This window comes from Aestuariibaculum scopimerae (assembly GCF_059428085.1).
This window is the reverse complement of the sequence record NZ_CM182089.1, coordinates 3664542-3691170: the sequence shown is the minus strand read 5'-3', so window position 1 is coordinate 3691170 and position 26629 is coordinate 3664542. Positions and strand designations below refer to the sequence as shown.

At 36.2% G+C, this 26629-nt stretch carries 25 protein-coding genes; 15 read left to right on the top strand and 10 right to left on the bottom strand.

Annotated elements, in window-relative coordinates; genetic code table 11:
• The first annotated feature begins 5 nt into the window (after positions 1-5).
• The gene (locus AC5SR4_RS16025; protein WP_495357289.1) at positions 6-1097 is read left to right on the top strand and encodes a DUF2911 domain-containing protein; all 1092 of its coding nucleotides are present in this window, start codon (positions 6-8) and stop codon (positions 1095-1097) included.
• Positions 1098-1178: 81 nt separating this feature from the next.
• Here the strand turns inward: AC5SR4_RS16025 and recG are convergent, their stop codons facing one another.
• Complete coding sequence (recG, locus tag AC5SR4_RS16020) at positions 1179-3281, bottom strand: ATP-dependent DNA helicase RecG (RefSeq protein WP_495357288.1); 2103 nt, start codon at positions 3279-3281, stop codon at positions 1179-1181.
• Between the two features lie 83 nt (positions 3282-3364).
• Here recG and AC5SR4_RS16015 point away from each other — a divergent pair, with 83 nt between their 5' ends.
• Both AC5SR4_RS16015 and AC5SR4_RS16010 read left to right on the top strand, forming a co-directional pair.
• Positions 3365-5332, top strand: coding sequence for a M1 family metallopeptidase (locus AC5SR4_RS16015; protein WP_495357287.1), 1968 nt, complete (start codon positions 3365-3367; stop codon positions 5330-5332).
• Between the two features lie 14 nt (positions 5333-5346).
• A complete protein-coding gene (locus AC5SR4_RS16010; RefSeq protein ID WP_495357286.1) occupies positions 5347-6249 on the top strand; it encodes a patatin-like phospholipase family protein in 903 nt (300 codons plus the stop codon).
• On the opposite strand, the gene AC5SR4_RS16005 is transcribed toward AC5SR4_RS16010, so the two are convergent.
• From AC5SR4_RS16005 to AC5SR4_RS15995, 3 genes are read right to left on the bottom strand one after another with little or no spacing between them, the layout of a single operon-like run.
• A complete protein-coding gene (locus AC5SR4_RS16005) occupies positions 6250-6771 on the bottom strand; it encodes a DUF7935 family protein (RefSeq protein ID WP_495357285.1) in 522 nt (173 codons plus the stop codon).
• Positions 6772-6791: 20 nt separating this feature from the next.
• Entirely contained in the window at positions 6792-8354 is a 1563-nt protein-coding gene (locus tag AC5SR4_RS16000; RefSeq protein WP_495359200.1) for an FMN-binding glutamate synthase family protein, read from the bottom strand.
• A 2-nt stretch (positions 8355-8356) separates the two neighbouring features.
• Positions 8357-9628 (bottom strand): amidohydrolase, encoded by a 1272-nt coding sequence (locus AC5SR4_RS15995; RefSeq protein ID WP_495357284.1) that lies wholly within the window; start codon positions 9626-9628, stop codon positions 8357-8359.
• A gap of 160 nt (positions 9629-9788) precedes the next feature.
• Here AC5SR4_RS15995 and AC5SR4_RS15990 point away from each other — a divergent pair, with 160 nt between their 5' ends.
• Genes AC5SR4_RS15990 through AC5SR4_RS15980 form a run of 3 tightly spaced genes read left to right on the top strand, consistent with a single transcriptional unit; the run spans position 9789 to position 13128 of the window.
• On the top strand, positions 9789-12125 hold the full coding sequence (locus tag AC5SR4_RS15990; protein WP_495357283.1) for an ATP-dependent helicase: 2337 nt from the start codon (positions 9789-9791) through the stop codon (positions 12123-12125).
• 12 nt (positions 12126-12137) lie between these two features.
• Positions 12138-12758 carry an L-threonylcarbamoyladenylate synthase gene (locus AC5SR4_RS15985; protein WP_495357282.1) on the top strand — a complete coding sequence of 207 codons (621 nt, stop codon included), beginning with the start codon at positions 12138-12140 and terminating at the stop codon, positions 12756-12758.
• Between the two features lie 19 nt (positions 12759-12777).
• Positions 12778-13128 carry a VOC family protein gene (locus AC5SR4_RS15980; protein WP_495357281.1) on the top strand — a complete coding sequence of 117 codons (351 nt, stop codon included), beginning with the start codon at positions 12778-12780 and terminating at the stop codon, positions 13126-13128.
• Positions 13129-13225: 97 nt separating this feature from the next.
• Here the strand turns inward: AC5SR4_RS15980 and AC5SR4_RS15975 are convergent, their stop codons facing one another.
• The 3 genes from AC5SR4_RS15975 to AC5SR4_RS15965 all read right to left on the bottom strand — a co-directional run bounded on the left by AC5SR4_RS15975 (position 13226) and on the right by AC5SR4_RS15965 (position 15586).
• Positions 13226-14062 carry an OmpA/MotB family protein gene (locus AC5SR4_RS15975; protein ID WP_495357280.1) on the bottom strand — a complete coding sequence of 279 codons (837 nt, stop codon included), beginning with the start codon at positions 14060-14062 and terminating at the stop codon, positions 13226-13228.
• Between the two features lie 94 nt (positions 14063-14156).
• Complete coding sequence (locus AC5SR4_RS15970) at positions 14157-15146, bottom strand: glycosyltransferase family 2 protein (RefSeq protein ID WP_495357279.1); 990 nt, start codon at positions 15144-15146, stop codon at positions 14157-14159.
• Positions 15143-15586, bottom strand: a complete 444-nt coding sequence (locus AC5SR4_RS15965) for a type I restriction enzyme HsdR N-terminal domain-containing protein (protein ID WP_495359199.1) — start codon at positions 15584-15586, stop codon at positions 15143-15145. Before AC5SR4_RS15965 ends, AC5SR4_RS15970 begins: the two co-directional genes overlap by 4 nt.
• A 125-nt stretch (positions 15587-15711) precedes the next feature.
• Here AC5SR4_RS15965 and holA point away from each other — a divergent pair, with 125 nt between their 5' ends.
• Complete coding sequence (gene holA / locus AC5SR4_RS15960; protein ID WP_495357278.1) at positions 15712-16716, top strand: DNA polymerase III subunit delta; 1005 nt, start codon at positions 15712-15714, stop codon at positions 16714-16716.
• Between the two features lie 2 nt (positions 16717-16718).
• Here holA and AC5SR4_RS15955 read toward each other — a convergent pair whose 3' ends face one another.
• The 3 genes from AC5SR4_RS15955 to AC5SR4_RS15945 form a co-directional block, all read right to left on the bottom strand.
• Positions 16719-18212 carry a YfcC family protein gene (locus AC5SR4_RS15955; RefSeq protein WP_495357277.1) on the bottom strand — a complete coding sequence of 498 codons (1494 nt, stop codon included), beginning with the start codon at positions 18210-18212 and terminating at the stop codon, positions 16719-16721.
• 190 nt (positions 18213-18402) lie between these two features.
• Entirely contained in the window at positions 18403-19011 is a 609-nt protein-coding gene (locus AC5SR4_RS15950) for a fibronectin type III domain-containing protein (protein ID WP_495359207.1), read from the bottom strand.
• Between the two features lie 9 nt (positions 19012-19020).
• Positions 19021-19284, bottom strand: coding sequence for a hypothetical protein (locus AC5SR4_RS15945; protein ID WP_495357276.1), 264 nt, complete (start codon positions 19282-19284; stop codon positions 19021-19023).
• A 70-nt stretch (positions 19285-19354) separates the two neighbouring features.
• Between AC5SR4_RS15945 and AC5SR4_RS15940 the strand changes: the two genes are divergently transcribed.
• From AC5SR4_RS15940 to AC5SR4_RS15905, 8 genes are all read left to right on the top strand, one after another.
• The gene (locus AC5SR4_RS15940) at positions 19355-19504 is read left to right on the top strand and encodes a hypothetical protein (protein WP_495357275.1); all 150 of its coding nucleotides are present in this window, start codon (positions 19355-19357) and stop codon (positions 19502-19504) included.
• 215 nt (positions 19505-19719) lie between these two features.
• On the top strand, positions 19720-20385 hold the full coding sequence (locus AC5SR4_RS15935; protein ID WP_495357274.1) for a uracil-DNA glycosylase: 666 nt from the start codon (positions 19720-19722) through the stop codon (positions 20383-20385).
• 600 nt (positions 20386-20985) lie between these two features.
• Positions 20986-21825, top strand: a complete 840-nt coding sequence (locus AC5SR4_RS15930) for a 1,4-dihydroxy-2-naphthoyl-CoA synthase (protein ID WP_495357273.1) — start codon at positions 20986-20988, stop codon at positions 21823-21825.
• Between the two features lie 7 nt (positions 21826-21832).
• Complete coding sequence (menA, locus tag AC5SR4_RS15925) at positions 21833-22735, top strand: 1,4-dihydroxy-2-naphthoate octaprenyltransferase (RefSeq protein WP_495357272.1); 903 nt, start codon at positions 21833-21835, stop codon at positions 22733-22735.
• Between the two features lie 114 nt (positions 22736-22849).
• Positions 22850-23527, top strand: coding sequence for a metal-dependent hydrolase (locus tag AC5SR4_RS15920; protein WP_495357271.1), 678 nt, complete (start codon positions 22850-22852; stop codon positions 23525-23527).
• On the top strand, positions 23528-24565 hold the full coding sequence (locus tag AC5SR4_RS15915) for an o-succinylbenzoate synthase (RefSeq protein ID WP_495357270.1): 1038 nt from the start codon (positions 23528-23530) through the stop codon (positions 24563-24565).
• Positions 24566-24568: 3 nt separating this feature from the next.
• Positions 24569-25552, top strand: a complete 984-nt coding sequence (locus AC5SR4_RS15910; protein ID WP_495357269.1) for a CPBP family intramembrane glutamic endopeptidase — start codon at positions 24569-24571, stop codon at positions 25550-25552.
• Positions 25536-26615 carry an AMP-binding protein gene (locus AC5SR4_RS15905; RefSeq protein ID WP_495357268.1) on the top strand — a complete coding sequence of 360 codons (1080 nt, stop codon included), beginning with the start codon at positions 25536-25538 and terminating at the stop codon, positions 26613-26615. Before AC5SR4_RS15910 ends, AC5SR4_RS15905 begins: the two co-directional genes overlap by 17 nt.
• The last annotated feature ends 14 nt before the right edge of the window (positions 26616-26629 follow it).

Sequence of the window (26629 nt, the reverse complement as noted above, 5' to 3'; positions counted from 1 at the left end):
TCAATATGAAAAACAACTGCATTACCTCACTTTTTGTGTGCTTTATGCTTGCTGCAAGTTATAGCACATTTGCTCAATTAGATGCTCCAAGGGGGAGTCAACATGCCACCGTATCGCAACGGGTTGGTATTTCCGATGTTACTATAAATTATTCCAGACCTAGTGTTAAAGGACGTGAAATTTGGGGCAAACTTGTCCCTTTTGGCATGAACAATTTAGGTTTTGGAACGGCTACTGAAGCGCCTTGGCGTGCTGGAGCAGACGAGAATACAACTATTACTTTTACACATGATGCCAAGGTAGAAGGCAAGCCTATTAAGGCAGGAACTTATGGTTTTCATATAAATGTAAAGGATGATAACCACGCAACAATTATTTTATCACATGATGCCGATGCTTGGGGAAGTTTTTTTTATGACAAATCCCAAGATGCATTACGGGCCGATGTGGAAACAAAAACAGTGCCCCACAAAGAATTACTAACTTATGAGTTTACTTCTGTAAGTCCTAATGTTACCGAGGCTTCATTAATTTGGGAAAAGAAAGCCATTCCTTTTAAGATTGAATTTAATGTGACCGAAATTGTTTTAAACGATTTTAGACATAAATTAAAAGGGCAAAAAGGCTTTACCCGACAAAACTGGGAACAGGCTGCACGCTTTGCTTTGAATAATGGTGGCGATTTAAATGAGGCCCTTGGATGGGTAGATGGAGCCATTGCGGGTAATTTTTACAGCCAGAAAACATTTAACAACTTGGCACTTAAAGGTCAAATCCTTAATAAACTTGGTAAACCGGATGCATATGCGGCTTTAATGGATGAGGCTGCTGCAATGGCCAATAAAAATCAGCTAAACACTCTAGGCTACCAAATGCTAGGTATTAAGGATTATGACCGTGCCTTGAAATATTTTAAATTAAATGTTGCCAATAACCCAACGGATGCTAATTCTTATGATAGCCTTGGGGAGTGTTATAAAACTATGGGCGACAAGAAAAATGCTATTAAGAACTTAAAAAAATCATTATCACTCAATCCTCCTGCGAATGTAAAAGCCAATTCGGAAAAACTGTTAGCTGAATTGGATGCATTATAAATTTCATTAATCAAACTACTAACAGTCACTCTAAAGGCCCAGTTATTTTTAGCTGGGCTTTATTATATGTTTATTTTGGTTTTAACTAATGTAATTCCAGATGTTCCTATACTTACTTAAAGCTTTGTAAGTGCTTAGAATAACTTTATTGTCACTATTGGAAAGCGTAGGGTCTTCTTTTATAATTTTCTTGGCATAAAAGCGTGCGGTTTGCAGGATGTCTTTGTCCTTTATAATGTCGGCAATCTTTAGATTAAGCACCCCACTTTGTTGGGTACCCATAATATCACCAGGGCCTCGTAGGCGTAAATCTACTTCGGCAATCTCAAAACCATCACTTGTCCTTACCATAGTTTCCAAACGAATTTTACTATCGTTGCTCAACTTATGGCCGGTCATTAATATACAATAGCTTTGTTCAGCACCACGGCCTACGCGTCCGCGTAACTGATGGAGTTGCGATAACCCAAATCGTTCAGCACTTTCAATGATCATTACAGAAGCGTTGGGCACATTTACGCCTACTTCTATAACGGTAGTGGCTACCATAATTTGCGTTTCTCCTTTAACAAAGCGCTGCATTTCATAATCTTTATCGGCAGGTTTCATTTTACCGTGTACAATAGATACCTGGTAATTGGGCATGGGAAAATCTCTAACAATGCTTTCGTAACCATCCATTAGATCCTTATAATCCATGGTTTCGCTTTCCTGAATAAGCGGATATACAATATAAATTTGTCGGCCTTTAGCGATCTCATCTCTTATAAACTTAAAAACATTGAGTCTGTTTTTATCATAACGGTGTACTGTTTTTACAGGTTTTCTTCCAGCTGGGAGTTCATCAATCACCGATATGTCTAAATCACCATAAACAGACATAGCCAATGTTCGGGGAATAGGGGTGGCCGTCATAATTAAAACATGTGGTGGCGAGGTGTTTTTATGCCACAGTTTACTACGTTGTGCAACTCCAAATCGGTGTTGTTCATCTATAATGGCTAGCCCTAAATTTTTAAATTTTACTTTGTTTTCCAATAGCGCATGGGTACCTATTAGGATTTGTAATGAGCCATTTTCTAAAGATTCATGAATTGCTTTACGTTCTGAAGTTTTACTTGACCCAGTTAATAGTTTTATACTGATATTCAATTCATTACACAGTTCATGTAAATTGTTATAATGTTGAACTGACAAAATTTCAGTCGGCGCCATTAAACAAGCTTGAAAACCGTTGTCAAGTGCGATTAACATTGACATGAGTGCAACAATGGTCTTCCCAGAACCTACATCACCTTGTAATAAACGGTTCATTTGTGCATTGCTTCCTAAATCGGCTCTAATTTCTTTTAAAACGCGTTTTTGTGCATTGGTTAATTCAAAGGGTAAATGCGCATTAAAAAATGTATTAAAGTAGTCGCCAACCTTTTTAAAAGGGAAGCCTTTTATTTTTGTTTTTTGAATATGGTTTTTAATAATGAGTTGTAATTGGATATAAAAAAACTCCTCAAACTTTAAACGAAATTGAGCACGGGATAATAGTTCTTGGCTTTTTGGGAAGTGCACATTAAACAGGGCCTCACTTTTTGGGAGTAATTTTAATTCAGATCTTATGTTGCTTGAAAGTGTTTCGGAAAACTTCCCGTTGGTTTCTATAAATAATTGTTGAATAATTTTGCTCACTATCCTGTTGGTAATGCCTTTGTTTGAAAGCTTTTCTGTAGAAGGGTAAACCGGTTGCATAGCCGAACGTAAATTCTTTTCATGTTCTTCCAACAATTCCATTTCGGGGTGGGGCATGGAAAACTTACCGTTAAACCAATTGGTTTTCCCAAAGGCTACATAGGGTTTATTTAGTTTTAGGTTTTCACGAATCCATTTGTGGCCTCGAAACCAAACAAGTTCCATGCTACCAGTATCGTCTTGAAAGGTTGCCACTAAACGCTTTCCTTGTTTTTGCGACACTTCTTTAAAGGCTACTATTTTACCAATAACCTGTACATCGGCATTATTGCGTTGTAATTGGTTGGTTTTATAATATTGGGTACGATCTAAATATCTATTAGGAAATAAATTTATCAAATCCTGGTAGGTGTGTATGCCTAACTCCTTGCGCAGCAAATCGGCTCTATTAGGACCAACGCCTTTTAAATAGTCTATGGGAGTTTGAAGATTTGTAGTCATAGAAGACGAATTTAAACCTTTTCAGGCAATTCAGAAAATAGAAAATTTATGTATTTTGGCTTAATGATTGCTACCTTTATTGTATGAAACAGCTCCTACTTATTAAATTGCTTTTCATTGCCAGTTTTATTGGGGCACAGCAAACCCGTGATGTTGATTTTGTAACGGGTAAAGCAGATATTATTTTTAAAGATTTAAAAGCAAAAACGGTTGGTGGTACGATTGTTTATGAGTTTAAGGTGTTAAGGGATACAGATTCTGTATTTGTTGATGCCAACGGGTTTAGGCATATTGAATACCTGCTTGATGGACAGTTTAAAGACAGTTTATATAATGGTAAGCAATTGATTGTAAAACACCCATTTAAAGCAAATAGTACACACACCTTAGAGATTGCTTGGGAAACCACCCCTAAAAAAGCCATGTATTTTATTGATTGGGAGTTTGATGAAGGCAATAAACAAATCTGGACACAGGGCCAAGGCAAGTACACTAGTAATTGGCTGCCTAGTTTTGATGCAATGGACGAGAAGGTTGTGTTTGATTTAACTGTTACTTTTAATAAAGCCTACCAAGTTATTGCCAATGGGAAACTGGTGGGTAAAGAGTTTAATGACGATATTGTAACTTGGCACTATGATATGCAACAACCCATGTCTAGCTACCTATTGGCTTTGGCCATTGGTAATTATACCAAAAATACGGTAAGCTCTAATAGTGGAGTGCCTTTAGAAATGTATTATTATCCAGAGGATTCTTTAAAGGTAGAGCCTACATACCGCTATACCAAGAAGATGTTCGATTTTTTAGAAGAAGAAATTGGGGTGCCATACCCGTGGCAAAACTATAAGCAAGTACCGGTAAAAGACTTTTTATATGCAGGTATGGAGAATACGAGTGCCACGATATTTTCGGATGGGTACGTAATTGATTCTATTGGATTTGTAGATAAAAATTATGTAAATGTAAATGCCCATGAGTTGGCACACCAGTGGTTTGGCGATCTGGTAACAGAAACTTCTGGAACACACCATTGGTTACAAGAAGGTTTTGCTACCTATTATGCGCTTCTGGCTGAAAAGGCCGTGTTTGGAGATAATTATTACTACTGGCGTTTATATGAATATGCACACGAATTGATTGAACAAGACTTAGCAGGACAAAGCACGTCACTATTAGACCCAAAATCGAGTAGCACAACATTTTACAAAAAGGGCGCTTGGGTATTGCATATTTTACGTGAAAAGGTTGGGGATACCGCTTTTAAGACCGCTGTGAAGAACTATCTTTTAAAACATCAATTTAAAAACGTAGAGACCAATGATTTTATATGGGAGGTTGAGCAGGCTAGCGGACAAAATTTAAAGGCATTTGTAGACCAATGGTTAATAAGCAAGGAATTTGATAAGGAAAAAGTATTTGCCAGTTTAAACAAGTCCACATTCATTCAAGAGTATCAAATGGTAGATTGTGAGGTTTACACATCGCGCTGTAAAGACTATCTAAGTTCTGGAATTTCGGAAGAAGCTAAAGCCAAAGTGATGGCGCAAGCCCCAGATGAAATAACTAACGCAGATTTTAAAAATAGCATAAAGGTACGCCAGGCCATAGCTAAACATTTAACTAAAATACCTGAGAACTTAAAGGCTTCATATGAGTCACTTTTAAATGACAAATCCTATATAACTATAGAGACGGCTTTGTATAATTTGTGGAATAACTATCCCGAAGATAGAGTAGCGTATTTAGAAAGAACACGTAATCTTGTAGGGTTTAATAATAAAAACGTTCGTACACTTTGGTTGGCACTTGCGTTGGTGACCGAAGCATTTGAAACAAACAGTAAAAAATTGTATTTTAAAGAGTTATTAGAATACACGTCGCCAAAATATGGTTTTGAAGTAAGGTTAAACGCGTTTCAATACTTAAATTTGATTCAGGCTTGCAACAATACATGTTTGGAACATTTACAACAAGCAACGACGCATCATAATTGGCAGTTTTCAAAATTTGCCAAGGCCATGTTAACTAAAACAACAACTAAACAGTAAATATAACATTAAAGATGAAGGCATTAGTGATATCAGGAGGTGGTAGTAAAGGAGCATTTGCTGGCGGTGTGGCACAATACCTTATTAAGGAGTTAAACCGGGATTACCAAATTTATATCGGGACTTCTACGGGAAGTTTGTTGGTATCGCATTTGGCATTGAATAAAATAGCTAAAATAAAATCGGTTTACACGAATGTAACCAACCATAGTATTTTTAATGTGTGCCCTTTTGTTGTTAAACAAAAACATGGTAGCCAAAACATTGCGATAAATCATATTAACGTACTTATAAACTTTATTAGGGGCAGTAAAACCTTTGGTGAAAGCTATAACCTTAAAAAGCTTATAAAAGAGACTTTAACACAGGCAGATTTTGAGGACTTAAAGCATTCTGATAAAGATATTGTTGTTACGGTTTCTAATCTTTCGCTTAACCATGTTGAATATAAAAGCTTAAAGGATTATGATTATGATGCCTTTTGTGAGTGGGTATGGATATCCTGTAATTATACACCGTTTATGTCGTTGGTAAAAAAGAATGGTTGTGAATATGCCGATGGCGGACTGGGAAACATGGTGCCCATTGAAGAAGCTATTAACAGAGGAGCCAAAGAGGTTGATGCCATTATATTGCAAACAGAGGTAACACAGTATAACAGAATGCCATCAAGAAACCCTTTTTCGTTAATGACAAATATGTTTACGTTTATGTTAGATAGAATTGAATCGCAAAACATAAAAATAGGTAAGCATGTAGCTGCACATAATAATGCTATTATAAACTTTTACTACACACCAACAGTATTAACCACTAATTCCTTAATTTTTAACAAAAAAAAGATGTCTGAATGGTGGCAAAGCGGATATGAGTTTGCAAAATATAAAAACCAAGAGCTAAGCCAGTTAGAAGATTAACTACCAAATTTGTTCAACTTCACTTTTTAAGAATGACAGTGCAGCATCACTGGGTGAGCGTCGTTCCATCATTTCTGTTAAAACAACTTCCCTAAGTTTATCTGCCGTATTTGTTTTCTCCAAAAGGCTAGCTTTTCGTATCAATTGAATGGTAGCATTTTTAGCTGTATTTATAATATTCCAGCATCTTTCACTTACGTAAATTTGTTGGGCAAGATTATGCTCAAACTCTTGTTCAATATTTTGAATGAGTAAGGTTTCGTAAGCTTCTTTGTTTGCCGATTTTGGAGGGATTCGTATAAGCAGCTTTGAAGGTGAAATACGTTCTAAAAACAAAGCCATACGCTCGTAAGCTTGAAGTCTTGAAGGCAGGGCATTAACTTGCAGGTCTTTATGCAATAAAAAGCGTCTTCTACCATCTTCATTTTTTGTGTGCTCTTTAAAGAAGTAATAAGCAATGAGCCCAGTAATTAATGAGGGAATAGCAAATAAAATGAGGTCAATAATCCTTTCAGAATCCATAACATTAATAAATTAAAGGGTTAATTAGGTTTAACACCACCCAAATATAAGCAATCTTTTAAATGCTGCATACTGGTAAACGGTACAGGGGTTTTATGGTACATATAAGTTCTACCAAGTTCTTTTGAGATATTATGGTCATCAACATTAATTTCAATATCACTCATTTTAAACTGGCATGGATGCTCGTAACCTGCTGCATGTGTAATCTCTATCAATTCTTTTCTAAAGGTTTTAAAGTATTGAGCTAGGCGTTCAGATTTTAAAGTAGGGTCAATACCACCTTGCAACCATTTGTTTTGGGTAGCTACGCCACTGGGGCATCGGTTGGTATGGCATATTTGTGCTTGTATACAGCCAATACTCATCATAGCCTCTCTGGCTACATTAATAGAATCGACCCCCATAGCAAATGCCATGGCTGCTTTGGCAGGAAACCCAAGTTTACCACTACCAATAAATACAACACGTTCACAAAGGCCCTTACTTTGAAATAATTTATAAAGATCACTAAATCCATAAACCCAAGGTAAAGAAACATGATCTGCAAAACTGGGAGGGGCCGCACCTGTGCCGCCTTCACCGCCATCAACGGTAATGAAATCTGGACCCTTTCCTGTTTCTAACATCACCTCGGCGAGTTCTTTCCATTGGTCTAGTTTGCCTATGGCTGCTTTAATACCCACTGGCAAACCTGTTGCTTCGGCAATAGCTTCTATAAAATCCACTAGCTCAGGAACGGTTGAAAATGCTGTATGGTTAGGTGGAGACAAAACATCCTTACCAACTTTAACACCTCTAATTTCAGCAAGTTCCTTGGTTATTTTGGCACCAGGCAACACCCCGCCTTTACCAGGTTTGGCACCTTGCGATAATTTAATTTCTATGGCTCTTATAAAGGGGTACGTCTCTACCAATTGTATCAATTTATCCATAGCAAAGTTTCCATCTTCTGTACGAACACCAAAATAACCTGTACCAAAATGGAAGATAACATCGCCACCATGACTGTGATAAGGCGATAAACCGCCTTCACCGGTATTGTGATAAGCGCCTGCAAGTTTTACACCTTTATTTAAGGACTCAACGGCTTTTGCAGATAATGAGCCAAAACTCATTGCAGAAACATTAATAATAGATGCTGGACGGTAGGGCTTTTTACGTTTATTAAATTCCCCCATAATTTTGGCACAGGGTAAAAAGTTTTTATCTATGCTGTTAGGGTGGTCCTTATCAATCTTATACGGAAGCATTGCATTATTTATAAAAATATGCAGGTGTTCATAAATATCCCTATCTGTACCAAAGCCTTCGTAATTGTTTTCTTTTTTTGCAGAGGCATAGATCCAACCCCGTTCTATACGGTTAAAAGGCAATTCCTCTCTATTATTGGCTACAAGATATTGCCTTAGTTCTGGACCAATTTTTTCTAGCATATAGCGCAAATGTCCAACAATGGGAAAGTTGTGGCTTATGGTGTGTTTGCGTTGTATAAAAATATCTCTAATGGCTATTAATGCCAAGGCTATTAAAACCCACATCCACCAAGTAATGTTTGATAAAAAATCCAATACAGTATCCATCATTAATTATTTAAAAAATCGAAAGTTATATGTGTTAATGCTTTTACACCTAGTAACAAACCAGCTTCATCAATCATAAAGTCTGGTGTGTGATGAAGGGGTGGTGCCGATGCATCTGTAGGTTTTACACCTATATAAAAGTAAAAGCCAGGCACAATCTCTTGGTAGTATGAGAAATCTTCACCAATAGTTTCAGCTTTTATCTGAATAACTTTATCATCACCAGCAGCCTTTTTTAAGGATGGTAGCATTTTAGAAACCAAAGGGGCATCATTATAAGTAACCGCCGTAAAGTTTTCAAAATTGATGGTAGCTTCACCACCATACGCTTTAGCAATCGTTTCGGTCATTTCGGTCATTCGTTTAATAATATAGGTTTTCATTTTGGGGTCTAGGGTTCTAACGGTGCCTATTAAATCGGCACTTTCAGGAATAATATTAAAACGAACACCACTGGTTATTTTTCCAACACTAATTACGGCAGCTTCATTGGTCAATTCTGATTCGCGACTGATAATGGTTTGTAGGCCATCAATTATTTTGGCAGAAATTAGTATAGGGTCTACACCCAACCAAGGTTCCGACCCGTGTGTTTGTTTACCTTTAACATGAATGGAAAAACGCTCTACAGCTGCCATAGCGCCTCCTGGTTTATAATGTATTTCGCCCACGTTAACACCCGAACGAACGTGTAACCCAAAAATGGCATCTACTTTTGGATTATTTAAAACACCTTCTTTTATCATAAGCTTGGCACCACCTTCTTCACCGGGTGGTGGACCTTCCTCGGCAGGTTGAAATATAAATTTCACAGTGCCGTGTATATCCTTTTTATGCTTGGCAAGTATTTCGGCCACACCCATTAAAATAGCAGTATGGGCATCGTGTCCGCAAGCATGCATAACACCCGTTTCGGTATCAAGGAAAGTAGTCTTGACTTCCGATTTAAAAGGAAGCGAATTGCGTTCGGTAACAGGTAAGGCATCTATATCTGCACGAAGGGCTATAACTTTTCCAGGGTAATGTCCTTTTAAAATGCCAACAACACCTGTATGGGCTATACCAGTTTGCACTTCCATGCCCAGGGCTTTTAAATGAGTTGCAATTTTTTCGGCTGTTTTATGTTCCCTATTAGATAATTCTGGATTTTGGTGAAAATCACGCCGCCACGTAATTACTTTGTCCTCAATGGTTTTAAATACTATGTTAAGGTTACTTTGGCCGTAACACGTGGTTATTCCAAAGTACACTAAAAACAATAAAAAATACCTCATAAGCAAGTTGTTTGTGGATTTTGCCCTTCTTTAGGCTGTTTAAAGATATTCAAAATTTAACAAAGCAAAAATTGTATGCAATTGTTTATAATTATTGATAATTCCATTTAGTTTAACGACCAACAATGGCTATTTTTAACCTTTAAAAACAACATGTAATTTGGAGAAGTATTTAAATCAGTTAAACGACGCGCAGTTAGAGCCCACTCTGCAAAAAGAAGGTCCCATGATTGTGATAGCTGGTGCTGGTTCGGGCAAAACACGTGTATTAACTTATAGGATTGCTTATTTAATGCACCAAGGGGTAGATGCCTTTAATATTCTAGCTTTAACATTTACCAATAAAGCAGCTCGTGAGATGAAAGCGCGTATTGCAAGTATTGTTGGCGACAGTGAAGCGAAAAATTTATGGATGGGAACGTTCCATTCTGTTTTTGCCAAAATATTGCGTATTGAAGCTGATAAATTGGGATATCCAAGCAACTTTACTATTTATGATACCCAAGATTCTGATAGGTTGATTGCATCCATTATCAAGGAAATGCAATTGGATAAAGATATATACAAATACAAACAAATAAGATCTAGAATATCCTCTTATAAAAACAGTTTGATTACCGTTAGGGCCTATTTTCAAAACCCTGAATTGATAGAAGCCGATACCATGGCTAGGCGACCTAGATTGGGTGATATATATAAAGAATATGTAGAGCGTTGCTTTAAAGCAGGTGCGATGGATTTTGATGATTTGCTCTTAAAAACCAACGAACTGTTAACACGTTTTCCAGAGGTGCTAATGAAATACCAAAACCGTTTTCGGTATATTTTGGTTGATGAGTACCAAGATACCAACCACTCACAATATTTAATCGTCAGGGCTTTGTCAGATAAGTTTCAAAATATTTGTGTAGTAGGGGACGATGCGCAAAGTATTTATGCTTTTCGTGGAGCGAACATCAATAATATATTGAATTTTCAAAAAGATTATGATGATGTTAAGGTATTTCGTTTAGAGCAGAACTACCGGTCTACAAAAAACATTGTAAATGCGGCCAACTCTATTATTGATAAAAACCAAACCAAATTGGATAAGGTGGTTTGGACGGCCAATGATGAGGGCGAAAAAATTATAGTGAATAGATCGTTGACTGATGGTGATGAAGGCCGCTATGTTGCCAGCACTATCTGGGAGAACAAAATGCAACACCATTTAAAGAACAGCGATTTTGCTGTATTGTATAGAACCAATGCGCAATCGCGAGCTATTGAAGATGCCCTAAGAAAGCGTGATATTCCTTATAGAATTTATGGTGGTCTTTCTTTTTACCAACGAAAAGAGATTAAGGATGTACTATCATATTTACGTTTGGTGATTAACCCCGCCGATGAGGAAGCACTTAAACGGGTTATTAACTTTCCGGCCCGTGGTATTGGTAATACCACAATAGATAAGTTGGTAGTAGCAGCCAATGGTTACAAGCGCTCCATTTTTGAAGTGATGAAAAACATCGATAAAACCGATGTTAAAGTAAACTCTGGTATCAAAGGCAAGTTAATGGACTTTGTTACTATGATAGAAAGCTATCAAGTTATGAACCAAACAGCCGATGTATTTGAATTGGCAGAACATGTAACCAGAACCAGTGGTTTAATAAGGGAGTTTAAAAAGGATGGTACACCAGAGGGAGTTACCCGCATGGAAAATATTGAAGAACTTTTAAATGGTATGAAAGACTTTGTAGAAGGACAAAAAGAAGTGGCAGACACCACAGGTTCTTTGGCAGAGTTTTTAGAGGATGTAGCCTTGGCAACAGATTTAGATACCGATAAGGGTGATACCGATCATGTAGCGCTCATGACCATACACTTGGCAAAAGGTTTGGAGTTTCCTTATGTATATATTGTTGGCTTAGAGGAAGATCTATTTCCAAGTGCCATGAGCTTGGGTACGCGGAGTGAGCTAGAAGAAGAGCGCCGGTTATTTTATGTGGCGTTAACCCGTGCCGAAAAACAAGCTTATTTAACATATGCTTTGTCAAGATACCGTTGGGGCAAACTAGTGGATTCTGAACCTAGCCGATTTATAGAGGAAATAGATGAGCAATATTTAGATGTGGTTACACCTGTAGAGGAACGCCGTTTTAACCCAATGTTAGATGCCGATATTTTTGGGGATGTAGAACCTAACAAAATACGTTTTAAGCCAGCCAAACAAGCAATATTAAAAAAAGGAAATAAAAAAGAAGACCCAGCCAAGTTTCAAGCCACCACTCCTAAAAAACTAAAACCTGTTGCCGATACAGATGCCGTTAAGCACACGAATTTATTTGATAGCAAATTAGCCGTAGGCAATACCGTAAAACACATGCGTTTTGGTACAGGAGAAGTTTTAAAAATAGAAGGAACTGGGGCCGATATTAAAGCAGAAATTAAATTTCAACACGGTGGTGTTAAAAAACTATTGTTGCGTTTTGCTAAACTTGAAGTAATAGGTTAACTTAGCTATACTATGGCTGAGTTTATTAGAATATATGAAGAAAACCCCAATGCGAAAGCGATTGAGCAGGTGGTGGCTGTTTTAAAACGGGGCGGACTCATTATTTACCCTACCGATACCGTTTATGGCTTAGGTTGCGATATTAACAACCTAAAAGCCCTTGAGCGTGTGGCACAAATAAAGCGAGTTAAATTAGAAAAGTCTAATTTTTCTTTTGTATGCCACGATTTGAGTCACTTAAGTGATTACGTGAAGCAAATAGATACATCTACCTTTAAAATATTAAAGCGAGCGCTTCCAGGACCTTATACATTTATTCTTCCGGGGTCTAAAACTTTGCCCAATCCTTTTAAAAAGAAAAAAACCGTTGGAATACGAGTGCCTTCAAATAATATAGCTTTAGAAATTGTAAAAAGACTTGGAAATCCCATTATATCAACCTCTATACGTGATGAGGATGAGGTTATAGAATACACAACCGATCCTGAACTTATTTTAGAAAAGTGGGATGATTTGGTCGATTTGGTCATAGATGGCGGGTATGGTGATAATGCGCCTTCAACCGTTATAGATTTGTCTGAGGACGAACCCATTATTGTACGAGAAGGCAAGGGGAGTTTAGAAATTTTTTAATAACCAAAACATTATACAAATGGCTTTAGTGAACAATTGTATTAATTATATTGAGTTTAAGGCTAAGGACCTTGAAAAGGTAAAGGCCTTTTATATCAATACTTTTCATTGGCGTTTTACGGACTACGGACCAGATTATACAGCATTTAATGACGGTAGTTTAGATGGTGGTTTTGAAAGATCGGATGTAGAAATCACTATTGGAGCACTAGTGGTTTTGTTCCATAAGGATTTACAGAGTATACAAGATGCTATTATAAAGTATGGGGGTACTATATCTAAGGATATCTTTTCATTCCCTGGAGGTAAAAGATTTCATTTTAAAGACCCTGCGGGTAATGAGCTTGCAGTTTGGTCAGATATCCTTTAAGAAGTGCTTTTTAATATAAACAAAACACTAAATAAAAAAAGCCCGATTTAAAAAAAATCGGGCTTTTCTATAAGTTGTCTTATAATGAAACAGATAATTAATTACCAGCTTCTAAGTTTTTCATTTCTTTTTCAATCATGTCGTAGAACTGATCGATTTTAGGTAATACAACAATACGTGTACGTCTGTTTTTAGCTCTGTTTTCAGCAGTGTCATTATCAACTAAAGGCACATAAGAACTACGTCCAGCAGCGATTAACTGTGCAGGGTTTACGTCTAAGTCCTGTAATACTCTAATAATAGAAGTAGAACGCTTAACACTTAAATCCCAGTTATCCAATAAAGGCTCTTTTCTGTAAGGCACGTTATCTGTGTGACCTTCAACCATACATTCAAAATCGGGCTTGCTGTTTACAACTTTAGCTACTTTAGCAAGAACTTCTTTAGCTCTAGAAGTTACAATGTAGCTACCACTTTGGAATAATAATTTATCAGCAATAGAGATAAATACAACACCTTTTTCAACATTTACCTCAATGTCTGGGTCGTTAATACCAACTTCACGTTTTAAGCTTGTTACTAAAGCTAGTGTTACACTGTCTTTTTTAGTAAGCGCATCTTGTAAACGTGTAATTTTTAAATCTTTCTCTTTAATGCTTTCTAGAGTTTTCTCTACGTTAGAAGCTCCTTTGGCAGATAATACTTGTAAATTGTCATTGCTTTTTCTTAAATCAGCTACTTGCTCTTCCAATGCGGTTGCTCTAGCAGTTGCCGAAGCTCTGTCCTCTAAACAAGCATTTAATTTAACGGTTGCGGAATTAAGTAAGTCTTGAGTTTCTTTGTACTTTGTTTCAAGATCTGTGAATTGTTTTTTTGATACGCACGAACTTAGTAACAACATTGCAGATGCACTAAGTAATAGAATTTTTCTCATAATTATTTTAAGGATTAATATTTTCTTGTTTACCTACAAAAGTATGTAAAAATGGATTAATTTTAACGTTCTTAACAAAACTTTTACGAACTATTCATAAACTTTCGTAAGTGCTCTTCTTATTTACGAAATAATCAACAACAATGGATGTTCTTTGAAAATATTTTATTTTATTTTTTGACTGTTTTCGCTGTTTAAGCAGATATTTTATATGGGTATAAAAATTAAGGTGCGCTTTTAAAATGGCGGCGGTATGATTTGGTTTCATTTCAAGTAAAAATTTTATACCAGCAATACCATCAAAAATAAGACGTACCATAATAATTAAGAACCAATGTCCTGCAGCATTTTTTGTGAGCGTAAACAAGCTGTTTCTAAAATTTAAATAGGTTTTTTTAGGATTGCTGTTACTTAATGTAGCACCCCCAACATGATAAATGGTAGAAGCTCCAACATAAGCAACATTGTACTCTCTATTTTTAGCACGCCAACATAGGTCGATTTCTTCCATATGTGCAAAAAAGTGTGTATCAAAACCCTTTAATACGTTAAAAATTTCACTTCTTATAAAAAGGCAGGCACCCGAAGCCCAAAAAATATCGGTAGTATCATTGTATTGTCCCAAATCCTTTTCAATAGTATTAAAAATACGTCCCCTGCAATAAGGATAGCCATATTTATCAATAAAACCACCTGCGGCACCAGCGTATTCAAATGTATCCTTTTGGTTGTAATCTAAAATTTTAGGTTGTATGATTGCAGTGTTTGGGTTGTTTTTAAATTCATTTATAATGGGGGCTAACCAGTCTTTGGTCACTTCAACATCACTATTTAGCAAACAAAAAATATCAGCATCAATAAGTTGCAGCGCATCATTATATCCTTGGGCATAGCCACCATTTTCTCTATTTTGAATAATTTGAATGTTGGGGTATGTAGTTTTCACAAAACTTACTGAATTGTCTGTAGAGGCGTTATCTGCCACATAAATAGCTGCATTGTTAGAAAATGCCACAACCGACGGCAAAAACTGTTCTAAAAGGTGTTTTCCGTTCCAATTTAATATTACAATGGCTATTTTCATTTATAATGAGGTATGTCTTTTAAGAAATCATAGCGTTGGTTTGCAAAGTCCATTTGGCAATAATAGTGATTTAAACCGTTAGTTACCATTAAATACTTGGCATTTAAAACGCGGTTGTATTGCGCTATTTGGTCAAAAGTAGTTTGATTAATAGAAACAGCGGGGGCTTTGCACTCTACTACAATATGGATGTTGCCATTAGAATGAAACACCACAATATCATAGCGTTTTTTTAAACCATTAACAACCAGTTCTTTTTCAACATTAATTAATGATTTTGGATACCCTTTTACTTCTATTAAGTATAAAACACAATGTTGACGTACCCATTCTTCAGGTTGTAAGATCACAAACTTTTTGCGGATGCAATCAAAAATAGAAATTTTATTTTCGCTATTTTTGAATCGAAACGAAAACTTTGGAAAATTGAGTGCTTGCAATATAGTGGGTTTATATTTTTTCAAAGGTAAACTACCAAGTGTAAACTTGCAAAATACAAACAGGTTTTGTCGTTTCAAAAAGCAGGCAAGGGCCCAATGAATTTCATAATAAAAACACATAGAAGTTGGACGAAGTAAAGCAATTGGTAACCGATATTAAAAACAAGCAATTAAAACCCATTTATTTTTTAATGGGAGAAGAACCCTATTATATTGATAGAATATCGGAGTTTATTGAAGCCAATGTACTAGCAGAAGAGGAACGCGGCTTTAACCAAATGCTGCTCTATGGGCGCGATGTAACCATAGACGATATAGTAAGCAATGCCAAACGTTATCCTATGATGGCAGAGTACCAGGTACTTATTATTAAGGAGGCACAAGACCTATCGCGCAGTATTGAAAAATTGGCCGATTACGCTAAAAACCCACAACCCTCTACTGTATTGGTAATTAATTATAAATACAAAACCATTGATAAACGCAAGGCGCTTTATAAAACCCTTCAAAAAACAGGCGTGGTTTATGAAAGCAAAAAGCTATATGAAAACCAGGTAGCAGATTGGATTAGGCGGATACTGGCTTCAAAAAAATATAGTATAGAGCCTAAAGCAGCGCAAATGCTGGTGGAGTTTTTGGGCACAGATTTAAGCAAGATTAACAACGAACTTGAAAAGCTTCAAATTATCCTGCCCCAGAACACACAGATTACACCAGAACATATAGAAGAAAATATAGGAATAAGTAAAGACTATAATAACTTTGAGCTGAGAAAGGCCATAGGTAATAAAAATGTGGTGAAAGCCCACCAGATTGTTAATTATTTTGCCGAAAACCCAAAAGACAACCCTATGGTGGTAACAGTATCCTTACTGTTTAATTTCTTTTCGCAATTGCTCCATTTTCATGGATTAAGTGATAAATCGCCACGCACAGTGGCATCTGCACTTAAAATTAACCCTTACTTTGTTAATGAGTACATTACAGCAGCCAAAAATTACCCCATGCGTAAAGTTAGTGGCGTAGTGGCCACACTTAGGGAGTTTGATGTAAAAAGCAAGGGGGTAGGTTCCAATGCTGTGCCACAAGGGGACTTGCTTAAAGAATTATTGGTTAAAATTCTAGCCTAATTTTACCAATAGACCGAAACCGTTAGCACCAGCATAGTAAACAAGGTTAATATAATTACTAATGGCATTACAAACTTTAACCATTTATCGTAACCTACTTTAACAATAGCCAAAGAGGCCAAAATTAGCCCTGTGGGATTAATAAAACCAAATAGCCCCATACCATATTGGTAGGCATTTACAATCAATTCCCTGCCTATACCCACACCATCTGCCAAAGGCGACATAATGGGCATGGTTAGTACTGCCATTCCAGAAGATGACGGAATAAAGAAGGATAAGGCTCCATAAATGTACAGCATGGCATTAATAAACAAGCCTTTGTTCATGCCATTGGTGGCACTGCTGGCGTAATATAGCATGGTGTCACTTATTTGTCCGTCGTTCATTAACACCGTAATGCCACGGGCAATGCCTATAATTAGAGCAACCCCAAGCAAATCGCTGGCACCCTTAACAAATACATCTACAAATGTAGATTCTTTAATGTTACCAATAAAACCAATAAGAACGGCACCAACAAAAAATACCACGCTCATTTCTAAAAACCACCATTCCAATTGCGATACACCATAAATCATCACCACAAAGCACATAGCAAAAACAAACAGCATGCTCCCTAAATGTACATTTAAAGATATTTTAGCATTTGTGGTATTGCCAAAGGCCTTTTCAATAGCTGCTTTTTGATCGTAGATAACCGATTTTGAAGGATCTTTTTTAACCCGTTGTGCATACCATATAATATAAATAATACAGATTAAGGTACCTAAAGCAAGCATAATAAAACGCCCGGTTAAGCCCGTAGTCCAATTAATTCCAGCAGCGTCTGAGGCAATAATGGCACTAAATGGGTTGGTAGTAGAGCACATAGTGCCTATAGAAGAGCCTATATAAATGCTAGCTAGAGCTACCATGGCATCATATTTAGCTGCCAGGAAAATAGGGATTAAAATAGGGTAGAAGGCAATGGTTTCTTCAGCCAAACCAAAGGTAGTGCCCCCAATGGCAATTAATGCTGTTACCAAAATAATGAGCAAATATTCCTTGCCTTTTAAAACAGTTGCCAGCCAAGTAATACCAGCATCAAAAGCGCCTGTATAGTTCATAATACCAATAAGCCCCCCAATAAACAATACTAGAAAAATAATATCCGAAGCCTCAATAATACCCTTAATGGGCGATTGTATAAAAGCCACAAACCCTTGGGGGCTGGCTTCAACATTTTTATAAGTGTTGGGTATACTAATAGGTTTCCAAATATCGCCACTGGTAAATTTTTCCAGTGGAATTTTAATATTTAAGTCCTTTAAAGTTTCTTGGGTAGCGGGCAAGCTGGTTGTTTTTTCTAAGCTGGTTTTGGTAAAGGTATTGGTTTCTTTATTATAGGCTAGTGAATCAAATTTTCCTGAAGGAACCATCCAGGTTAGCAAAGCAACAAATCCGGCAATAATAATAAGAACCGTTTGTGCCGTAGGGAATTTTAATTTTCTCATGTAAAGGTCTTTAAAGCAAATAACGATAAAATTTGTTTAAGATAAAAGATTATTTCGCCTACGGCTTAAATTCAAAAATCTGCCGTTTGGGCAGTATGGTATAGCAATAAAAAAAGGCAAATCAAATGGTATTGATTTGCCTAAAATTAGTAACCGGTGTTAATTTATCCTATTTAAAAATCAGTTTGGGTTACAGTACAAAACTTCTTAATTCATCACTGTATGTTCTAGTAGAACTGGCTCCAATGGGTAGCACCCTAAAAATATATTCTTGCCCACTGGTAAGTCCCGTTAGCAAGAGTTTCGATTTGGTTTCAACAATAATGTTCCAAATAGTAGCTCCTACTTCCTTATATTCAAATTGATAGGCTTTGGCACCTTTAACAGTGTTGCAATCAATAAAAATTTCACCCTTATTTTTAGGTTTTACTACAAAATATGATGGTTTTAGAAGTGGCCCCACTGGAGCCGGGGCCTTACTGGCCTTAAATCCAGAGCTAATAATCTTTACCACATCGCCTTTGCATATTTTTTCAACATAAAGCCCTAGATCTTTTATAAGCACTTCTAGCGCTTCACGTTTTTGTGCCTTATCGGCAATTGCTGCATGATTGCCTGTGGCTGCTTCATTTAAAGCAACCCTATAGGCATCAAGTGCTGTTCCAACATCCTCCAGTGTTGGGTCTGGTGTGGTAAAATTGGCATTACCTGTCATAGACGTAATAATGCTTTCTACTAATTGATCTAATTCTGCATCATTGTACTTACTAGTATCAATAATTACTTTTTGTGTTTTCATTAATTATAATTATGTATTAAGGGTTACTAATTTTCTATTTTTAAAAAAGCCTTTTACCAAATAATATGTTCCATTTTTTAAAGGAAATGCGGTATTTTTTAGAAAGAATTTTAAATTTCTTATAAGAAATCCAGAGTTTCTATAAAGGTTTTTGGATTTTCTACCCATAAAAATGTTTTTTCTACCCATAACTTTGCCTTTACTACCCATAAAAACATTTTTTCTACCCATAGTTTTTAGTTTTAAACCCATAAAATGTGTTTTTCTATGCATAATTTTTAAAATTCTACCCATAAAGCATAAATAGCTACCCATAAATTTTAAAGTTATGGGTATAAAAACCATGTTTCTTATAGTAATTTTTAGGGAGCATACAGCTTTGGCAACAAGACTTGTGCAACAGCCCTTAGAAAAGGATAAAAAGTTTAAAGATGGTATAGGTAAATGTGTAACTATTCGTTTCATAAAGCTTGGGGCTTTTTATATAGAATAAAAATAAAACAAGCTATTCACTTAATTTTACGGTTAACCACAATTTGGACAAATATTAACAAAATTTAACATCTTAAAACAACGTAACTTGTTCTATTATTGAGGGTTACTTGTTTTTGTAAATTTTCATTTTTTAAAATTTATATTAAAAATGATGGTGTATAGGTAGCCGTAGGCTTATAGTTTTTAACTTTGTGCTTCTTAAAAATAAAACCCATGCAAGTAGATATACACAAAAGCTGGCAACCCCATTTACAGCCAGAATTCAATAAGCCTTATTTTGAGCAGTTGGTAGCATTTGTGAAAAATGAATATAGAACCCACGAATGTTTTCCACCCGGTAATGAGATTTTTAATGCCTTTAACCATTGTGCGTTTAATGATGTAAAAGTGGTTATTATAGGGCAAGACCCGTATCATGATGTGGGGCAGGCGCACGGACTCTGTTTTTCTGTTAAGGAAGGCATAAAGCACCCGCCATCCTTAATCAATATTTTTAAGGAAATAGAAACCGATTTGGGTGTACCGTACCCAAAAAGCGGAAACTTACTGCGCTGGTCGCAACAGGGTGTATTATTGCTAAACGCTACATTAACCGTTAGGGCCCACCAAGCAGGTAGTCATCAAAATAAAGGTTGGGAAACATTTACCAATGCCGTAATAAAAACCATAAGTACCCAAAAAGAGCGTGTTGTTTTTCTGCTTTGGGGTGGGTATGCCAAACAAAAAGCAACATTAATAGATAAAAGCAAACATTGGGTATTAACCAGCGGCCACCCATCGCCATTAAGTGCCAATAGAGGGTATTGGTTTGGAAACAAACATTTTAGTAAAACAAATGACTTGCTAGAAAAATCTGGAAATACAACAATAATGTGGTAGTTATAGAGAAAGAAAGTGTGGCGTTACAGTGGCTTACTGTAACTGCTAGTAAAAGAACAGAAAGTGATTTTTAGATTTAACTGCCTGTAGGTGCTAACCTTTCGGGTTTTAAATCTAATTTTAAAGCAGTATCGGGCTTTAATATTACAGGCATTTCACTTACTTTATTTCTTTTTGGGGTTTTGTTACAACTAAATTTTAATAACAAAAAATTGATAACAACAAGCGCTGAAACTGAAATTATAACGATAGCTATCATAGGATGATTGGGATTAAATGGTCGACAAGATACAAAAAAAAACGATAAAAAATCATATTTTGTCAGTAAAAAATAATTTTACACAAAAGTAATAAATAAAAGACTACAATCAAATACGTACTTGTACTTATTTTAAAATCATAAAAAACAGCCTATTATTTTATGTATTTGATGTTTTTTTAAGAGTTTATTTGCTTTTTAGTAGTCTTTTTTTTGATTTTACAAGAATTTACTCAAGTTAAAGGTTACGCTTTTTAAGTTTTATTTTGAAGATTTTTATTTTTTAAGGCGAAAGCAGTGTTTTTATTAAATAAAATTTATTTTTGACTAAAATTAAAAACATGGATCAGGTTAATTGGATTACTGCAAAAACCTACGAAGATATTACATATAAAAAGTGCAATGGTGTAGCGCGTATAGCGTTTAACCGCCCTAATGTACGCAACGCCTTTAGGCCTAAGACTACAAGCGAACTTTACGATGCTTTTTACGATGCCAATGAAGATGTAAATATAGGTGTAGTTTTACTATCGGCAGAAGGGCCATCAACCAAAGATGGTGTTTGGAGCTTTTGTTCTGGAGGCGACCAAAAGGCTCGTGGCCATCAAGGCTATGTTGGTGAAGATGGGTACCACCGTTTGAATATTTTAGAGGTACAACGCTTAATTCGATTTATGCCCAAAGCTGTTATAGCTGTTGTACCAGGTTGGGCTGTAGGTGGTGGCCATAGCTTGCATGTGGTTTGCGATTTAACCCTGGCCAGTAAAGAGCATGCCATTTTTAAACAGACCGATGCTGATGTTACCAGTTTTGATGGTGGATACGGCTCGGCATATTTGGCTAAAATGGTCGGGCAAAAAAAGGCACGCGAAATCTTTTTCTTGGGTAGAAACTACTCGGCACAAGAAGCATTTGAAATGGGCATGGTAAATGCCGTTATACCACACAACGAGTTAGAAGCTACGGCCTATGAGTGGGCTCAAGAAATATTAGCTAAGTCGCCAACCTCTATTAAAATGCTTAAGTTTGCCATGAATTTGACAGATGATGGTATGGTGGGCCAACAAGTATTTGCAGGAGAGGCAACACGATTGGCTTACATGACCGATGAAGCCGTTGAAGGTAGAAATGCTTTCCTGGAAAAACGTAAGCCCAACTTTGTTAAAAAATGGATCCCTTAATTATAATATGAAAAATATTTCTGTTTGGATTTCAAGTATGCGTTTAAGAACGCTTCCACTATCCATTTCCGGTATTGTTTTGGCGTCTTGTTATGCAAGTTATAATGGTCATTTTAATTGGAAAATTTGTGTTTTGGCTATTTTAACAACCTTAAGTTTTCAAATTCTTTCTAATCTGGCCAATGATTATGGCGATGGCGTAAAAGGCACCGATAATGATGACAGGGTAGGGCCAGACCGTGCTATACAAACGGGACAAATTTCTCCTGATGATATGTTTAATGCCATAAAAATAAGCGTTTTAATTTCTATAGGGTTGTCCTTCTTCCTTATTTTCTCGGCCTTTGGAGTAAAGCACTTTTTTTTAACGCTTGTATTTTTTTTAATAGGCATTGCCAGTATTGTTGCTGCTATTCGTTACACCGTTGGTAATAATGCCTATGGGTATAAGGGCCTGGGAGACTTATTTGTATTTGTTTTTTTTGGGTTGATTAGTGTTATTGGTGGGTATGTATTATATGCCAAAACCATAGACCATTTGGTAATTCTACCTGCCTGTACCATTGGTTTGTTAAGTGTTGCCGTTTTAAATCTTAATAACATGCGTGATATTGTATCAGATGCGAAATCGAATAAAATAACATTGGCTGTTAAATTGGGAATATCTAATGCTAAAAAATATCACCTAGCATTAATATTCATGGCCATTGGCTTATCTATTTTGCACGCATTATTGTATTATACAGACTTTTATGATTTAATATTTTTTATTGCATACATTCCCTTATTGTTACATGTTAAGACAGTATTAAACAATAAAGATTCCAGTTTATTAGACCCTGAATTAAAGAAGGTGGCACTATCTACGGTGCTTTTGGCTGTACTTATGGGGGTGGGCTATTTGTTATAATTTTTTTGTATTTTAAGTTGGCATTTAGAGCTACCATCAAAAAAATTAATTTTCTAGTAACAAGGTGCTTAGTTTTAATCTTTTAATTGTTTAATCTTTTTAATTTATAACCACATGAAGATTACATTTTACGGTCACTCAAGTTTTGGCATACAAGTAAGCGATGTAAATATTCTTGTAGATCCGTTTATTACTGCAAACGATAAAGCTGCTCATATTAACATTCACACTCTTAAAGCAGATTACATTTTATTAACACACGCACATCGCGACCATGTGCTGGACGTAGAAGCCATAGCAAAGCGTACCAATGCCGTTATTATTTCAAATTTTGAAATTGTTATGTATTACGAAGCGAAGGGATTTGAAGGGCACCCTATGAACCATGGCGGTAGTTGGGATTTTGAGTTTGGTACTGTTAAATATGTAAATGCTATTCATTCCTCGTCCTTTTCAGATGGAAGTTATGGCGGACAACCTGGTGGTTTTGTAATAGAAGGCGAGCACAAAAATGTTTATATAGCTGGCGATACGGCTTTGTCTTTTGACATGAAGTTAATTCCTAAAGGTATTATACTAGACTTGGCTATTTTACCCATTGGAGATAATTTTACTATGGGGATAGACGATGCTATTACAGCAAGCGATTTTGTACAATGCGATAAAATACTGGGTTGCCATTACGATACTTTTGGATATATAGAAATAGACCATGAAGAGGCCAAGCGCAAATTTTTTGATAAAGGAAAAGATTTAATGTTGTTGGAAATAGGTGAAAGCATAGAGTTATAAATGATAGAAGCAACTTACAAAAAGTACATTTTAAACTTTAAACAAGCCAGCGGTACTTCGCGGGGCATTTTAAAAACCAAGGAAACCTGGTTTCTTATTTTAAGGTCGGAAAACAAATTGGGAATTGGAGAGTGTGGATTGTTTAGGGGCCTATCTGCAGACGATAGACCCGATTATGAAACCACTTTGCAATGGGTTTGCCAAAACATGCATTTAGGATTAGATGCCTTGTTAGATGCCCTAATGCCATTCCCCAGTATACAGTTTGGATTAGAAACGGCCTTTAGATCTTTAGAAAGTCAAGACCCTTTTAAATTATTTCCGTCCTACTTTACTGAAGGTACCGATGCCATTCCCATTAATGGTTTGATTTGGATGGGCACAGAAACCTTTATGAAACAACAGATTAAGGAAAAGATTGATGCAGGCTTTACATGCATTAAAATGAAGATTGGTGCTATTGATTTTCAAACAGAAGTTAACCTCTTAAAATCCATTAGAAAGGAATTTTCGGTAAGTGATATTGAGTTACGTGTAGATGCCAATGGTGCATTTACAGCAGAGGAAGCCCTAGAAAAGTTGAAAATTTTATCAGATATTAAACTACACTCCATAGAACAGCCCATTAAACAGGGGCAAATAGATGCCATGGCTAAGTTGTGTAATGAAACGCCATTGCCCATTGCTCTTGATGAAGAATTAATTGGTGTGTTTGCTGTAACAGAAAAAGAGAAATTGCTACAAACCATTTGTCCGCAATACATTATCTTAAAACCAAGTTTGGTTGGAGGGTTTAGGGGTAGTGATTCATGGATTGCCATAGCCGAAAAGAAACGGATAGGGTGGTGGATTACCAGTGCTTTAGAAAGTAATGTAGGGCTTAATGCCATAGCCCAATATACTTATACAAAGCAAAGCAAATTACCGCAGGGTTTAGGAACTGGTGGTTTATTTACAAATAATTTTGATGCGCCTTTACAAGTAGTTAGTGGCACATTGCAGTATAACAAAGACATTGATTGGAATTTTAATTTATAATATATGTACATAGCACAAGCATTTAAAGCATTGCACGAATGGTGGCGGTATTTAATAGGATTGGCAATAGTTATTATGGCCGTTATTATAGGGCAAGTACCCTTTACAATAGCAGTTATGCTTAAGGCATTTAAAAGCGGTAATGATTTAACCAAATTGGACGAAACTAAAATGATGTCGCTTTTAGAACCCAATTTAAATTTGTTTTTAATGTTGCTGTCTTTTGCCATAGGTTTGGTAGCCTTGCTAATAGTGGTTAAATACCTGCACAAGCAATCCATTACACAATTAACTACTACTAGAAAGAAAATAGACTGGAAGCGCTTTTGGTTGGTATTTTTTGTTTGGGGGTTGGGCTCTAGTGGGTTGGTATTGTTGGATTATATGATGGCCCCAGAGGATTATGTAGTGAATTTTAATTTAGTGCCGTTTTTAATACTTTGTGTTATAGCCATTATTTTTGTGCCACTACAAACAAGTTTTGAGGAATATTTGTTTAGAGGGTATTTAATGCAAGGTATAGGAGTTATTGTAAAAAACAAGTGGGTGCCTTTAATTATCACTTCATTGGTTTTTGGCTTATTGCATATAGCAAATCCAGAAGTAGACAAATTAGGCTATGTAATTATGGTTTATTATATAGGAACCGGATTGTTTTTAGGGATTATGACGCTAATGGATGAAGGCATAGAATTATCACTAGGTTTTCATGCTGCTAATAATTTGTTTACGGCACTTTTGGTAACAGCAGATTGGACGGCATTTCAAACACACTCCGTTTTAAAGGATATGTCTAATCCTGAAGAAATGGGGCTCATGGAAATTTTTGTACCGGTATTTGTCGTGTTTCCCATACTGTTGTTTATACTATCCAAAATATATAAATGGACCGATTGGAAGGGCAAACTGTTTGGGGCCGTTGAAAAGCCAGTACCAGAAGTTCAACAAAATATAGAAGCTATAGGAGCCAGTGATACCCAACTATAATAAAGTCCATAACCGTTTTAAACTAAATGGTTTTCATTACTCGCATGAAGACCTTGTAGAGGTTGCTTATGACTTTGTAAAAGAAGGTGCTTCCTATCAAAAAAACATTGGAAATTTTTTGCTTGATTGGCTGGACGAAAAAGCATATATAAATGTCTATACTTCCGGTTCTACCGGAACACCCAAACCCATTAAAATTAAAAAGCAGGCTATGGTAAACTCTGCTATAGCTACGGGCGATTTTTTTAATTTAAACCCAGGCGATGCAGCATTACATTGTTTACCACCCCAATATATTGCTGGTAAAATGATGTTAGTAAGAGCCCTGGTTTTAGGTTTGGAACTTGACTTGGTTAAACCAACATCAACACCTATTATTGATAAGGGTAAACACTATAAGTTTTGTGCTATGGTACCTTTACAATTAGAAAGCACACTAATGGATTGTTCCCATATTCAAATTATTATAGTTGGAGGTGCCCCAGTTTCGCATACATTACGAACAAAAATTAAAAAATTAAAATGCCAGGTATATGAAACTTATGGCATGACGGAAACCGTTACCCATATAGCCCTAAAAAAGCTTAATGGTTTTAAATCAATAAGTAAAAATTTAAACCCATCATTTTTTAAAACACTTCCCCATGTTTCTATTTCGCAAGATACCCGCGACTGTTTGGTTATTGATGCGCCAAGACTTTCAGAAAATAAAATTATAACAAACGATGTGGTAACAATACATTCTAAAACCGAATTTGAGTGGTTGGGACGTTATGACCATGTTATTAATTCTGGAGGCATTAAACTATTTCCTGAACAAATAGAGACAAAACTTCAAAACACCATACGGCAACGTTTTTTTATAGCATCTGAACCGCACGATGTGCTGGGGGCACAGGTTATTTTGGTTTTAGAGGGCAACACCAATGTCTTAGACGATTCGGTATTTTTAAAATTGCAGAAATATGAAATTCCGAAGAAAATATATAATGTATCAGCATTTGTAGAGACACCTACGGGCAAAATTCAACGTAAAAAAACCTTAGCGTTGTTACAACACTAAGGTGTTTCCATATT